Annotated in this window: 14 protein-coding genes; 9 read left to right on the top strand and 5 right to left on the bottom strand. The window is 69.2% G+C overall.

Annotated features, from left to right (window positions below; all coding sequences use genetic code 11):
• Positions 1-11: 11 nt before the first annotated feature.
• Entirely contained in the window at positions 12-2,417 is a 2,406-nt protein-coding gene (locus OOK07_RS30405; RefSeq protein WP_266799631.1) for an ATP-binding protein, read from the bottom strand.
• Between the two features lie 80 nt (positions 2,418-2,497).
• Entirely contained in the window at positions 2,498-3,232 is a 735-nt protein-coding gene (locus tag OOK07_RS30400; RefSeq protein WP_266799630.1) for a Crp/Fnr family transcriptional regulator, read from the bottom strand.
• 173 nt (positions 3,233-3,405) lie between these two features.
• Here OOK07_RS30400 and OOK07_RS30395 point away from each other — a divergent pair, with 173 nt between their 5' ends.
• The 7 genes from OOK07_RS30395 (at position 3,406) to OOK07_RS30365 (ending at position 8,676) form a co-directional block, all read left to right on the top strand.
• Positions 3,406-4,173 carry a hypothetical protein gene (locus OOK07_RS30395; RefSeq protein ID WP_266799628.1) on the top strand — a complete coding sequence of 256 codons (768 nt, stop codon included), beginning with the start codon at positions 3,406-3,408 and terminating at the stop codon, positions 4,171-4,173.
• A 3-nt stretch (positions 4,174-4,176) separates the two neighbouring features.
• Positions 4,177-4,599, top strand: coding sequence for a hypothetical protein (locus tag OOK07_RS30390; RefSeq protein WP_266799626.1), 423 nt, complete (start codon positions 4,177-4,179; stop codon positions 4,597-4,599).
• A gap of 29 nt (positions 4,600-4,628) precedes the next feature.
• On the top strand, positions 4,629-5,801 hold the full coding sequence (locus tag OOK07_RS30385; RefSeq protein WP_266799625.1) for a protein phosphatase 2C domain-containing protein: 1,173 nt from the start codon (positions 4,629-4,631) through the stop codon (positions 5,799-5,801).
• A complete protein-coding gene (locus OOK07_RS30380; RefSeq protein WP_266799624.1) occupies positions 5,798-6,934 on the top strand; it encodes a hypothetical protein in 1,137 nt (378 codons plus the stop codon). The genes OOK07_RS30385 and OOK07_RS30380 overlap by 4 nt, the downstream gene beginning before the upstream one ends.
• 14 nt (positions 6,935-6,948) lie before the next feature.
• On the top strand, positions 6,949-7,599 hold the full coding sequence (locus tag OOK07_RS30375; protein WP_266799622.1) for a vWA domain-containing protein: 651 nt from the start codon (positions 6,949-6,951) through the stop codon (positions 7,597-7,599).
• On the top strand, positions 7,599-7,898 hold the full coding sequence (locus OOK07_RS30370) for a hypothetical protein (protein ID WP_266799621.1): 300 nt from the start codon (positions 7,599-7,601) through the stop codon (positions 7,896-7,898). The genes OOK07_RS30375 and OOK07_RS30370 overlap by 1 nt, the downstream gene beginning before the upstream one ends.
• Positions 7,899-8,421: 523 nt before the next feature.
• Complete coding sequence (locus OOK07_RS30365) at positions 8,422-8,676, top strand: hypothetical protein (RefSeq protein ID WP_266799619.1); 255 nt, start codon at positions 8,422-8,424, stop codon at positions 8,674-8,676.
• Positions 8,677-8,990: 314 nt separating this feature from the next.
• Here the strand turns inward: OOK07_RS30365 and OOK07_RS30360 are convergent, their stop codons facing one another.
• A complete protein-coding gene (locus OOK07_RS30360; protein ID WP_266799618.1) occupies positions 8,991-9,380 on the bottom strand; it encodes a glycosyl hydrolase 53 family protein in 390 nt (129 codons plus the stop codon).
• 209 nt (positions 9,381-9,589) lie between these two features.
• Here OOK07_RS30360 and OOK07_RS30355 point away from each other — a divergent pair, with 209 nt between their 5' ends.
• Both OOK07_RS30355 and OOK07_RS30350 read left to right on the top strand, forming a co-directional pair.
• Positions 9,590-10,147: a glycoside hydrolase family 25 protein gene (locus OOK07_RS30355; protein ID WP_266799616.1), complete on the top strand. Its 558-nt coding sequence runs from the start codon at positions 9,590-9,592 to the stop codon at positions 10,145-10,147.
• Positions 10,148-10,442: 295 nt separating this feature from the next.
• The gene (locus OOK07_RS30350) at positions 10,443-10,985 is read left to right on the top strand and encodes an MOSC domain-containing protein (RefSeq protein WP_266799615.1); all 543 of its coding nucleotides are present in this window, start codon (positions 10,443-10,445) and stop codon (positions 10,983-10,985) included.
• A gap of 69 nt (positions 10,986-11,054) precedes the next feature.
• On the opposite strand, the gene OOK07_RS30345 is transcribed toward OOK07_RS30350, so the two are convergent.
• Both OOK07_RS30345 and OOK07_RS30340 read right to left on the bottom strand, forming a co-directional pair.
• Entirely contained in the window at positions 11,055-11,732 is a 678-nt protein-coding gene (locus OOK07_RS30345; protein WP_266684965.1) for an NADPH-dependent F420 reductase, read from the bottom strand.
• Between the two features lie 289 nt (positions 11,733-12,021).
• Positions 12,022-12,234, bottom strand: coding sequence for an EF-hand domain-containing protein (locus tag OOK07_RS30340; protein ID WP_266684964.1), 213 nt, complete (start codon positions 12,232-12,234; stop codon positions 12,022-12,024).
• Positions 12,235-12,306: the final 72 nt, after the last annotated feature.

Genomic DNA, 12,306 nt, shown 5'->3' with positions numbered 1-12,306 from the left:
GGAGAGGAAGGTCACTCGCCGCAGTCGGTCTGCAGGCTGTCTGACGCCGAGTTCATCGCCGAGGTCTGACTCGACGTGTCGACGCCGGAAGCTCCCGGATCGTTCTCGTACGACTGGTACAGGCTCTGGATCTGCTGAGTGGCGGTCAGCATGTCGTCGAGGTCTGATTCCACGGAGCTGTCCTGGGCTTGCGAGATCGCCCCCCGCAACGTGGACTCGACGGAGTTCAGGTCGCTGATGACGGTACTGACCTGCGAGAGCAACGTGCTGTCGTCGGGAGCGGTGGACGACTCGCCCGAGTTGTAGGCGTTCATGTCGCTGTTGTACGAGTCGACCGCGTCGGACGCGATGGCGGCGTCGGTGTTGAACTGCTGGGTCGCTGACGACAGTTCGGTAATCACGGTCGCGCACACGGGGTCGACGCTGGACGTGGTGTCGTCGGTGGGCAAGGTGTCATCGCTCAGGTCCGGCGTACTGACGGAACTCGACGAGACGACCGGAGACTGGTCCGCCTGGTCGTTCGCGTAGACCGTGGCACCCACGCCCAGCACGGCTACGGCGCCGATCACGCAGGCGAGGGCGAGTGCCGATATTCCGCCCGTGGCACCCGCCGCACCGCCGGCGGCGACCCCCGTTTGGCCTGCATTCGCCGCAGTCGTCGTGGTGCTCACGGCGTGCCTCGACGGGGTGACGGAAGAGTGCGCCGCCGAGAGGTCGATCCGCGGAGGTATCGGTACCGCTGAGTGTGCACCAGCCGCGTGGACCGCGACGTGCGGCTGCGCGGAGGCATGGGACAGGTCGACAACCGGCCTCGCCCCGTGGGCGGTCAAGGCTGTGTGCGCGGGAGCCGAAGCCGCGGATGTGTGGACGGTCGAGTGGGTGACGGCGTGTGTGCTGCCCGCGCCGTGCGCCGGGGTGCCCGGGTGGACCGTCGGTGTGCTGGTCAGCGGTGTGCTGGTCGACGCCGCGTTGGCGACCTGGTGGGCCGCCGAATGCGTGTGCAGGGCGGTGAGTTCCCGCCACAGCACGTCCGCCTCGAGCACCAGGGCTGCCGTCAGCGCACCCCGGCCGAGCGCCCTCCGTCGGGTGCGAGCCTCGTGCAGGAAGAACTCCTCGCCCTCCTTGTCCCCCGCACTCTTCGCCGCTGCCCAGCCGACTCCGAGCAGGCTGCCCCACGCGTCGAACTGCCGGGACAGCGCCAGTTTCGGCGAGGCGGCACGGGCCAGCGCCGCTCCGAGCTGTGCGTGTCCGCTCTGCTCCGCTCGCAGCACCGCGACATCCAGGGCCTGAAAGTGGGCCGCGACGTCGTCGGGGGTGGTGTCCCTCGCCTCGACCCACGCGGTGAGCGCCCGGCAGAGCCGATCGACGGGAAACCCCGTCTTCCGACTGTTCAGCACGCACTCGGCGACGTCCGGCGGACAGCTGTAGCCGGTCTCCGAGGCGAACAGCAGGCCGTGTCGCGCCAGACCGTCGGCGAGCGCATCGGTGTCCGGCCGGCCGAGCAGATCATTGAGATGCCGGGCGGCCAACTCGGCGCCGGACAGCGAGCCGAGCAGGTACAGCAGGTCGCGCTCCTGCGGCAGGAGCCTGTTCAGCAGTGCGGGAAGGAGTTCGGGAAGATCGGCGATGCCCGGCAGGCCCTTGCCGGTCGCGGCCGACAAGGCGATGCGCCGCAGCCGGAGCGGGTTGCCGTCCACCGCGTCGCACAGCGCGTCCACGATCGGCACCTCGTCGGGCCGCAGTTCGCGGGAGAGCAGCGTCTCCACCAGTTCCGCCGCCGCCGAGGCCGTCAGCCCTTCGAGTCGGATCGCGTGCACACCGTCGACCGCGGACCGCTGCTGCGAGGTGAAGACGAACGTGGACTGCCCGGCCATGTCGAAGAGTCGGCGCAGGTCCTTCTCGCCGAGTCCCGCGTCGTCCAGGTAGATCCGCAGCCGCAGGGTCTTCAGATGCTCCTTCAGCACCTCCAGCGACGGCTTGTAGTTCGGCGCGTCGAAACCGATGTCGAATATCGCCTGCGCGATGTCATCAGCCGTACGTCCGCCGGCTTCGATGTAGGCCGCGCCTTCGGGCCCGCGCGCCATCGTGCACGCGAGGTGGCGCAGCAACGCACTCTTGCCGACCCCGGGCGCGCCCCAGACCTGCACCAACTGACGTGTCTCGATCGCCTCTCGCAGTACGCGCAGGTCCCGCGCTCGTCCGAACAGCGGCTCGGCGGCGGATCGCGGCAGCTGGGAGATCGACGGGCGTTGGACCGGATCCGGCAGCGGTCCCCCGTGCACGGTGACGGTCGAACCGGACTCGGCGGTGATCCTCAGGTTGCTCACGGTGTTGCCGCTGCCTATGACCACCGTTCCGGACACGTCGCCTGCCCGGATCCGCCTGGAATCGTCCGGCGCACCGTTGTTCTCTGACATCTGCTTCCCCCGTCCTCTCCAACGCCGGGTCCCGGCACTCGGTCAGGCTGACGCCGACCTTTCGTGCGAACCCGGTGCTTTTACGTGTTCGGCGAGATCGCCGGCGATCCGTCGGGCCCGGCCGCGGCGGCGATCCGGGCGAGGTGGTCCAGATCGAGGATCGTGATCCTCCGGTAGCCGGTCACGACCGCGCCCGACTCCCGCAACGCCCGCAGGGCCTTGTGGATCGACGACTCCGCCGCGCCGGCCAGGGTGGCCATCTCCGGCTGCGACAGCGGGAGTTGAGCTTCGTTGCGGTCGGGAGGCCCGTAGATGACGGCCAGGTGGTGGAGGATCCTGGCCAGCCGCCCGAGCACGTCGCATCCGGTGAAGTCGACGATCCGGCCGGTCGCCGTGCGCAGCTTGGCCACCACGCTCGCGCTGAGTGCAAGTCCTATGGAGGGGTGCTGTTTTGTGCACTCCAGCAGTTCGGAGCGGAGTATGTAGCGGGCCAGCACCCTGCCGCAGGCGGTCACGGTGCCCGTGCGCAGCTGGCCGTCGATCCCGGCGAACTCCCCGACCAGGTCCCCGGCCATCCGTACGGCCACCAGCGCCTCGCGGCCGTCCTGCGCGAGCGCGGTGACTTTCATCATGCCGCCGAGCAGGAGCAGCGCGAAGTCCGAGGTGTCGGCCTCGCGGATGGCGATCTGACCGGCCGGGTAGGTCACGCTGTGGCCGAGTCTCAGCAGGATGGCGCGGTCGGCCTCGTCGACCCGGCCGAGCAGCCCGGCCGGCGGCCAGTAGGCCGCTGCCCCGCGAACACGTGTGTTGCTCATCGGCCACACCCCTCTCGTCGTACGGCCGAAGCCGCACAAGCCGTATTAGTAGCCGTTCTACCCGGGGACCCCTCCTCTACGATCCCGTCAATCATCTTGTCTGCACCGGACAACAGGGACGACAGCAATTCGATCTTCGAATTGCCGGCCCCCGTCGTAATTGCGGAGGGATTGTGAATCCGAGGTACGAATACCGAGCCCTGCTGGCGTGCGACATCGCGGGCTCCGCGGGACGCGGCGAACAACGGCTGCAAGAAATCCGAAGGGTTCTGCGTTCCACGCTGTTCGACGCCCTGGGCATCGCGAATCTGAACGCGCAGGACCTCTTGTACGTCGACACCGGCGACGGCTGCCAACTCGTCGCCCCGGCCGCGCTGCCCAAGGCCGGACTGCTGTTCCCGCTGCTCCCGGAGCTGAGCTCACGGATCCGCGAACACAACGAGCACGCCGGCGCGGACACCAGGCTGCGGGTACGGGCCGCACTGCACGCCGGGGAGATCCGGCTCGATCGGGACGGCACCGTCTCCGGCGCCCCGTTCGAGGCGCTGGCCCGGCTGCTCGACTCGGCCCCGCTCCGGGACGCGACCCTGGCCGGCACCGACGGCACCCCGGTGGCCGCGATCCTTTCGCACCACTTCTACGACGAAACGGTCGGGCACGGCTACGAGGGGCTCGAAGCCGACGCCTTCACCGAAGCCCCCGTCCGGGTCAAGGAGTACGCAGCGCGGGCCTGGCTCTGGTACCCGGGCAGCCCCGTCGGTCCACGCCTCGGTTCCGGCCGGGCTTCCGGCTCCGGCGAGCAGCCTGTGCAGCCCGATCCCGAGCCCAAGCCCGAGCCCGAGCCGCGGACCGTGGAGCAACTCGTCCAGGCCACGGGAAACGGTACGGCCTTCGCCGTACACCGGGGCGATCAGTACATCCGCCTCAACGACCGGGGTTGATACGTGCCGATGAACGAGGAACTCGCCGGGCTGGCCGCGAGCGGCGCCACCGCTCTGGTCTCCGCAATGGGCACCGATCTCTGGCAGGAGGCGAAGAGGCTGATGAGCAGCGTCCTCGCACACGTTCACGGCGGTCGCCACAACGAGCTGTCCGCCGCGCTGAACCGGCAGTCGACCGCCGCGAGGGGAGCGGTCGACGCCGGGGCAGTGGACTACTGGACCGAGGCCCTGTCCCAGCTGCTCACCCGGAACCCGGATCTCGCCCAGGACGTCATGCCCCTGGCTTCGCTGCGGACTCCAGAAAGGCCGGAAATCGTGATCCAGGTCAATTCCGCCAACCATTCAGGTGAGGTATTCGCGGTGCAACACGGCAATCAGCACTTTGCCTCCGGGCCGAATTCCCGCAATTCCGGGGAACGGCCGTGAGCGAGTACACCAGCCACCGAGGCGGCCTCATGAACGGACGTGCGCGGGCAGTGCTGCTCGTGGCCGTCGTCATCGGGGCCTTCATCGAGGTCGGCACGGAACATCGGCGGTACGGCCTGCTCGTCGACGGGTTCGCCCTCGCGGCCGTGGGTGTCGTCGGCGCGGCGGCCGTGCTGAGGTCGGAGTCCGCCGCGACGCCCGCCCGGCAGCAGGATCGGCGCGAACCGGAACCCCGGCTCAGCCCGACTGTCCCGGTCTGCCGCTACGTCACCGGACCGGCGGCAGCGCCCCAGCCCCGGCCCCCGGGACCCCGGCCGTTCCTGCGCGAGCGGCCGACCGACCTGAGCGTTCCCCTCTTCGGCGACGGCGCCCGTGCCCAGGGCTACCCCTGGCAGCTGCCCGAGCGCACGGTCCAGAACGGGATCGCTGCCGACGAGGCCACGGTCGGTGCCTTCACCGTCCGCGCAGCCTCCGTCATCGGGCCCGGCCACCGCTGCAGCCAACCCGCACAGCCGCGGCAGGACTCGTACCGGATCGGGCGAAGCCGGGACAGCCGGTACGCGATCATGGCCGTGGCCGACGGCCTGTCCAGCGCGGCCTGGTCCGACGCCGGGGCCACCACTGCCTCCAGCCAGGCCGTCACCCTGCTGCGCGAGCAGATCGAGACCGTGGGCTTCAACCGGCTGGATTTCAAAGATCTGTACGGGCGGATCGCGGAATCGGTCGCCGCGCACGCGGCCGGACGCCGCGTCGACACCTCGGACGTGGCCACCGTACTGATCACAGCGGTGCTCGCCGAGCCGGACACGAACGGCGTTGCCAGGGCCTGGATCACGTGGCTCGGCGACAGTACGGCCTGGACGCTCGACCCGCACGCCCCGCTGTGGCAGTGCTCCGCCGGCGAGGCGAAGGACCGTACGGCCGCGGTGGTCTCGAACGAGGTCGCCGGGCGGCTGCCGGACACACCGCAACTGGCCATGGGCCAGTACGTCACGCTGGCTCCCGGCGCCGCGCTCGCCCTGGTCACGGACGGGATCGGCGACGCGTGGGCTGACCCGGCAGGCAACGTCAACGAGTACTTCGCGAACGCCTGGCGCTCGCCGGTCCCGGCCACGCGGTTCACCGCCGACGTCGGCTTCGACGCACCGCAGTGCCTCGACGACCGCACCGCTGTCGTGATGTGGAACGGTGGCCGGGCATGACAGAACCCCATCTCGTCGACGGCGCCGGCGCCGTCCCGGCGGCCGATCCGCGGGGCTGGGTGTTGCCACGGACCGTGAGCGTCAGCGATCTCGGACCATTGGCCGCGCCGATCTCCGAACACAACGGCCAGGCCGTCGCCGTACAGCCGCTGACGAACCATCCGGGCTGGCTGGCCAAGCTCTACCGGCCGGACCAGCACCCGGAGGACGCCGACAGGATCGACCTGCTGATCTCGGCTCCGGGCACGCTGCCGGACGCGGATCGTGCGCTCCTGTACGCCGGCACATGCTGGCCCGCAGCCCGGATCCACGAGCCCGGCAACCCGGCCGTCGGCTGTGTGATCCCGATGGCGCCCGAGCAGTACCGTGCCGAGCTGCGGCGCGGCGCGTTCAGCGACCGCCGCTTCGTGGAGATCGACTGGCTGGCGAAGTCCGAGGAGTCGATCCGGGGCGTCGGACTGCCGCCCCCCGGCTTTGCGGGAAGGCTGGCCGCCTGTCTCCAACTGACGGAGCTCGCCACGATCTTGGAGAGTCTGGGCCTGGTCTACTCGGACTGGTCGTTCTCCAACGCCTTCTGGAGCCCGGATCAGCGCTCCGTCTACCTCATCGACGTCGACGGCTGTCAGCCGCAGAAGATGCCTGACATCCACCAGCCGAACTGGGCCGACCCGCTCACACCGCCGGGCACCGACGCGGACGAGTACACCGACCGCTACCGGCTCGGGCTGCTCGTCGCCAAATGCATGACGGGCCGGCGCGACGCGGACACCTTCCACGCCGTCGCCGAATCACCCTGGCCGAACCAGCCCGCCGTATCCGAAGTCCTGCTGGACATGCTGCTCGCGGCCGACCGCGAACGACGGCCCTCGGCCGCTCAGTTGAATCTGGCGCTGGACGGCGGTCCCTATCTCAGGACCACACCACGTCCGGCACGCACCGCGCTGCCCCCGTTGCCCCCGCAGCCGATCCCTCAGCCGCAGCCGACCTCGCAGTCCACCGCCGGCGTCCCTCAGCCCGGGAAGAAACCCGAACCGACGCCCCCCGTACCGCCCAAGTCCGACCCGCAGACCGGCTGGATTCTCGTACTCGCCTTAGCCGTGATCCTGCTGTTCGTCATCGCCGCCAACCACTAGCTCAGAGGTGCACCATGTCACTCTGCTTGCCCACCTACGTGGTGATCGACGCGTCCTCGTCGATGAAGCCGCACGAGGCAGTGCTCAACGCGACCCTCTCCCGTCTGCACTACAACCTGGCGACAAATCCCCGCGTCTCGGAGTTCGCCCGGGTCTCCGTGGTCGCCTTCTCCACCGATGTGCACGTGGTGATCCCGATGTCGGACATGGAACAGGTGCCGGCCATGCCGGAGGTGATCTGCGGCGGGCGCACGGAGTACGGCAAGACCTTCGACCGGGTGCGGGAGTGCATCGAACAGGATGTCAGCAACCTGCGGACACAGAACCTCGACGTACTACGGCCGACGATCTTCTTCCTGACCGACGGCGCTCCGACCGACGCGCACTGGCAGGACCCCTTCCGCAGGCTCGTGGACAGGGACTGGCCGCGGTACCCTCACGTGATCGCGTACGGCTTCGGCGGCGCGAGGCGCGACGTGCTGGAACAGGTGGCGACCAAGGCGCTGTTCATCGCCGACGGTTCGGACACCGAGTCGGCGCTGAGCGCAGCGATCACCGGTCTGCTCAACACCCTGATCGCCTCGTCGAAGACCGGTCAGATGCAGATCGCCACCGACGTCAAGGGCTTCAAGTACGTCGAGGTCGCCCAGGAGTACGTGGACTGATGATGGACGTCGACCCACGTTCCACGGCCTCCAGGCCACTGCGCGCCTCCGTCGGACTGACCAGGCTGGCTGCAGTGCTGCTCGTCTGCGGCGCCGCGGTCCAGGTGACGGGCAATCTCGTCGGCTCCTCGGCGAATGGGGGCGGAAGCGGCTCGCACCCGGCGCCGACTGTGCAGCCGTCCCACCCCCGCTCCCGCGCCACCGAGGCGCCGTCGCCGGACCACCCGCCCCCGACCTCACCCGCCCACCTGCCCAGACCCACGGCCACGGCCACCGGGAGTTCGTCAAACGGGCGGTAGAGGTCAAGACCGCGTCCAGTGGTGACCGCGTCGAGCAGGGCATGGAGCTCGAAGGTCGGGTCCTTGTCCGTCCGGGCTCGCCCCGGTGTACGCCTGGGAGGGAAGGACGACAGGCATCAACCCGACGTCAATCCTGTGACGGTCGGCCCGGCGCCTCCTGGAGCTGACCGTCACTGATCACGTATCTACCTGTGAACTGATCATTTCCGGCCTGCCGGCCGGAGCCATAGGGCGCGGGACCCTCCTGATGAAGCTACTGCGCATTCGGGGAGAGTGGCCGACGAGTTCGAGCCGTTGAGCAGGATATCGCTGGTCCGGCGGCTGCACCGAACCTGGCCCGCGCCCTTGCACGCGGTGGCATCGAGCGCGCGGCACGGGCAGCTGACGTTTGCGGAGCACGCACACTGCTCGGCGATTCCGTCATGCAACCATACAAATGGCACATTCAGTCATAAATTACACGGGCTCGTAGGGCAATTGGGAAGTCAAACGGGCCCGCGGCAGCCCAGAGCGGGAGGCTCACGTGGGAATACTGCACGCGATCCGGATGCAGAAGCTCGTCGCAGATGCCAGGAGCGCACACGCGCAAGGGGACAGCACCTTCGAAGCGTCCATCGACATCGACCCCCGGGGCATGGCCCGGGTCAGAAACCCCATGAAGAAGATCCGCAAGGAGATCGATCTGGTCGTGCGATCCGTGGAAGCCGTCGGCTGGGAGTGCGTGGGCGTCGGCCAGTTCATGTACTCGATCAATATGGAGTTCGTCCGAGCGGGCTGAAAGGGCTTCCCGAAACCGGGCGCGGGGCTGGGGGGCCGTACGGGTGTGCTGTTCAGGTGATTGCGGCCCTGCCGGGGCATGAGGGCAGGGCCCTCCCAGTAGCACAGGAGGGTGTCTAGCGGCGGGCACTGGTATCCGAGGTATCCGACCGACATGACGGACGCGGAGCGGGCCACGGTCCGCGAAAGCGACAGGTCGTCCTCACCGAACGGCGCACGCTCGGCCAGCTGTTGACCACCAGCAGCCGGTCGCCGACCGTCAGGGCCTCGTCCCGCACTTCCTGCCCCGACGTCACCGTGTCACTCCCGGCCGGATCAAGCCCGATCTCGGCGAGGCGCCCTTCGAGTCCACCGGCGTTCTTGGCCCGCTGCGCCAGCTGGGGCGGTCTCCTCGATGCCGCAGTGGCCGTTGGCCGGATCACTGGACGGGTTCACCCAGGTCCGCAGGCTGACCGCGGTGATGCCGTACCCCTTGAGGACGGTGAACAGGTCCTGCCGTACCCCGGAGCCGTTGTTCCAGTAGTAGCCCTTCGCCTCCGTCTGCGGCAGCCGGCTGACGTCCGCGCCCTTGACGAAGGACGCCGCCTGCGCCGGGGTCGCGAGGGGGCCGGCCCCGAGCGCTTTCGCACCTGCGCCGGCGTCCGCGCCCAGCAGCACGCTGCGTCGCCGTAATCCGGCAGGCCCGGTCTGTCCGTTGTCGGTCATCGTGGGTTCCCTTCAGGGTTCCGCCATCCGGATGTTCGCCTCTAGGTCGCCGGCCGCGCCGACCAGGTTGCCGCCCTACGTGTGAAGCGCCTCGGTGACGCCAGGAGTTGACGTTTCCACCTGGTTTCCACATCCGGAACGGATCACCCGTGTCAAGGTGGAGACACATCAACCCCTGTCCCCCCACCGGCCATTCAGGGAGTCCCTCCATGCTGCGCGGCATCGACGTAAGCGCATACCAGTCCTCCTCGTACGGCACGGACGGTCTCTCCTTCGTCTTCATCAAGGCGACGGAGGGCCGTTCGTACGTCAACCCGAGACTCACCGCCCAGACGAAGCACGGCCGCGACGCCGGTCTCGTCGTCGGCTTCTACCACTTCCTGTGGCCGGGCAACCTGCAGGCCCAGGCGGAGTACTTCGTCAGACACGCCCCCGAGAAGGCGGGCGACATCCTCGCCGTCGACTGGGAGCGCAACAGCGCCGGCACGCACGCGAGCAACGCGGAGAAGGACCTGTTCATCCGCAAGGTGAAGGAACTGCGGCCGAACAACCGGGTGGTCCTCTATGCGAACCGGGACTTCTGGCTGAACATCGACACCACGTCATACGCCGGCGACGGCCTCTGGATCGCCGACTACGTCACGGCGGGCAAGCCCCGCATCAAGGCCAAATGGCGCTTCCACCAGTACACCAGCGAGCCGCACGACAAGAACGTCGCGGACTTCGCCGACAAGCCCGCGCTGAAGGAGTGGGCCGGCAACGCGTGACGGCTGTCCTCGGCCGAGGGGGTGGGGCCCGTGGAGGAGCCCACTGCTGCCCGACTGCAGCGGGACGGCGTCGTCAAGGTGCTGTCGGAGCTGTATCCCGGGGTCGCCGAGACGCGGCTGCTGGTGGAGCCGCTCGGCGCCGGGTGCCTTCGCTCTCGGGGCAGCGCACGTCACCATGACGGCCGGGGACGCACAAGGGCTCGTGCCGGCGCGGCGGGCGGCCGTATGAGTCCCGACCTGCGGCGCAGCAGTCGCCGTACGGTGGGGGCAACACGGAAGAGGGGAGCTGCTCGCGATGGGTGGGGCGGTCAGTGCGGTCAGCAGCAACGGCGTGTACTCGTTCACCAAGCCGAACCGGCAGAGCATCAATTTGCTCGCGGGACTCGGGGTGGAGGGGGACGTGCACGCCGGTACGACGGTGAAGCACCGGTCCCGGGTGGCGAGAGACCCCTCGCAGCCGAACCTTCGGCAGGTGCACCTCATGCACGAGGAGTTGTTCGAGGAGGTGCGGGAGGCCGGGTTCGAGGTACTGGCCGGGCAGCTCGGGGAGAACGTCACCACGCGCGGGATCGATCTCCTCGCCCTGCCCGTCGGAACGCTGCTGCGGCTGGGGACGGAGGCCGTCGTCGAGGTCACGGGGCTGCGCAACCCCTGTCTGCAGATCGACGGGTTCCAGCACGGGCTGCTGAAGCGGGTCGTCGGGCGGGACAGCGACGGCACGCCCCGGCTCAAGGCCGGGATCATGAGCGTCGTGGTCAGCGGTGGGACGGTGCGCCCCGGGGATCCGGTGAAGATCGAGCTGCCGGACGGACCGCACCGGCCACTGGAGATCGTCTGAGCGACACGGCCATTCCGGTCGCACAGCCACACGGCCACGCGACTGGATGGCGTACAGCCGGCCCGGCCCTTACCCCCGGAAGTCCGCCGGACGCTCCTGTGGCGCCTCCGCCAGGGCCCTGGTGACCCCGTCGACACCCGCGCGCAGCCCGTACACCGGTGTGCCGGGCTGCTGGCGCCAGGAGTCCTGGAGGCCGCCGGCGTCTACGGTGTCGAAGCCGAGATCGTCGATCAGGGCCCGTACGGTTCGCTTGGCCGCCTCGTCGTCGCCCGCGACCGGGAGCGCCATGCGGTCGGGGTCGCCGGCCGGACGCGGGCGTTCCAGGAGGTCCTGGGCGTAGGTGCCGTTGAACGCCTTGATCACGGTGTGGCCGATGCGGTCCGCCGTCCAGGCGCTCTCCGTGAGGCCCTCGTCCTCGATCGCCGCGATCCTGCCGTCGCGCTGCTGCGGGTAGTAGTTACCGGTGTCGATCACCACGGCGTTCTCCGCGGCGCCGTCGAGGACGCCCTTCGGCAGGTCCGGGATCGCCTTGACGGGGATCGTGATCACCACGACCTCCGCACCGCGCGCCGCCTCCTCCACCCGTACCGCCCTCGCGCCGGTCTCCTCGGCCAGCGCGCTGAGCGTCTCGGGCCCGCGGGAGTTGGCGACGGAGACGTCGTGGCCGAGGGCGGTGAGCCGCCTGGTGAGGTTGCCGCCGATGTTGCCCGCGCCGATGATGCCGATCTTCATGACAGACCCTTCCAAGGTCGATGCACACGCATGCGTCTGGGCGGCGTCAACCCTGGAAGTTCCCGGACTATTCCGCCGGCCGCGGCGAACGGGTGACCGCGCTCAGATCGGTACGACGATCTCGCCCGTGTGCCCGTTGGACTCCATCAGGCGACGGGCGTCCCGGATGCGGTCGAGCCCGTCGAGGACCTCGCCCGGGGCCGGTGGCCGACGTCCTCACCGGCGACCGGCTCGGAACCGGCGCCCGGCATGCCGGAAGGGGGTGCCCGTCCGGCTCACGGACGGGCACCCCCTCCTGTGCGTACTACTTGTTCAGGTACGCCCAGAACTCGTCGAACGACAGCACCTTGTCGCCGTTCAGGTCACGCGACTTGATGATCGCCTCGGCGACCGACTCGGTGACGTTCCAGTCGCCCCCCTGGGCGAGGGCGCTCTTGAACTCGGCGGCGGTGATGAATCCGTCACCGTCAGTGTCGATCCGCTGGAAATCCTTGCGCGCCTCTTCGATGTCCGCCACCGATCCGCCCCTTTTCTCCGCAACCGCGTGTCTTGCCGTCTTGCCGTCTTGCTGACGCAGGTCAGATTAGCT

The sequence above is a fragment of the Streptomyces sp. NBC_00078 genome (assembly GCF_026343335.1).
GTDB lineage: Bacteria > Actinomycetota > Actinomycetes > Streptomycetales > Streptomycetaceae > Streptomyces.
Note: the sequence above shows the minus strand (reverse complement) of the source record. Positions and strands in the feature narration are given on the sequence as shown.

What these genes read in the sequence shown, in the direction of transcription:
- OOK07_RS30405 (WP_266799631.1), bottom strand. Translation starts at nt 2,417, where the DNA reads ATGTCAGAGAACAACGGTGCGCCGGACGATTCCAGGCGGATCCGGGCA.
- OOK07_RS30400 (WP_266799630.1), bottom strand. Translation starts at nt 3,232, where the DNA reads ATGAGCAACACACGTGTTCGCGGGGCAGCGGCCTACTGGCCGCCGGCC.
- OOK07_RS30385 (WP_266799625.1), top strand. Translation starts at nt 4,629, where the DNA reads ATGAACGGACGTGCGCGGGCAGTGCTGCTCGTGGCCGTCGTCATCGGG.
- OOK07_RS30380 (WP_266799624.1), top strand. Translation starts at nt 5,798, where the DNA reads ATGACAGAACCCCATCTCGTCGACGGCGCCGGCGCCGTCCCGGCGGCC.
- OOK07_RS30375 (WP_266799622.1), top strand. Translation starts at nt 6,949, where the DNA reads ATGTCACTCTGCTTGCCCACCTACGTGGTGATCGACGCGTCCTCGTCG.
- OOK07_RS30370 (WP_266799621.1), top strand. Translation starts at nt 7,599, where the DNA reads ATGATGGACGTCGACCCACGTTCCACGGCCTCCAGGCCACTGCGCGCC.
- OOK07_RS30360 (WP_266799618.1), bottom strand. Translation starts at nt 9,380, where the DNA reads ATGACCGACAACGGACAGACCGGGCCTGCCGGATTACGGCGACGCAGC.
- OOK07_RS30355 (WP_266799616.1), top strand. Translation starts at nt 9,590, where the DNA reads ATGCTGCGCGGCATCGACGTAAGCGCATACCAGTCCTCCTCGTACGGC.
- OOK07_RS30350 (WP_266799615.1), top strand. Translation starts at nt 10,443, where the DNA reads ATGGGTGGGGCGGTCAGTGCGGTCAGCAGCAACGGCGTGTACTCGTTC.